Source organism: Mycobacterium pinniadriaticum (assembly GCF_026242045.1).
GTDB lineage: Bacteria > Actinomycetota > Actinomycetes > Mycobacteriales > Mycobacteriaceae > Mycobacterium > Mycobacterium pinniadriaticum.
Genome location: NZ_JAPJDO010000124.1, coordinates 1 through 420, shown reverse-complemented (window position 1 = coordinate 420; position 420 = coordinate 1). Strand labels below are relative to the sequence as shown.

1 pseudogene is annotated in these 420 nt (G+C 57.9%); it reads right to left on the bottom strand.

What is annotated here, in order from left to right:
- Positions 1-107: 107 nt before the first annotated feature.
- Positions 108-314: pseudogene (locus ORI27_RS32940) on the bottom strand (DDE-type integrase/transposase/recombinase); the annotation flags it as partial.
- Positions 315-420: the final 106 nt, after the last annotated feature.

The window sequence follows — 420 nt, the reverse complement described above, 5'->3', positions numbered from 1 at the left end:
CCTTAACCATGAGATGTACATATCCCATCTCGCACTACCGCCGTCAAGGAACCGCAGGAAAACGGCGTGTCGAGGACAGACGGATCTTCCGATTAGCCGGTTAAGAGAGGCGATCCGGGATCGATGAAAAGTGAACCAGCACTGTTGAATCGACACCAATCGCTCACGGCGTGCGCCACGAACTCGGGGCCGTTGTCGAAACGTACGTAGTGTGGCGCCCCGTGGATGATCGCCAGGCGATCCAAGACATCGACGACGGCGTCGGCATCGATGCTGCGATCCACCTCGATCGCCAGCGCCTCACGGGTAAACTGGCTCTTCATGATTGACGGTGTAGTTGGGGTTTGAATCCGCCGGTTTCCAGTAGTGATCGGGCGATGTAGTTGGTGAGGTTGCGAAAGCCAAGGGCCGACCCGCGGA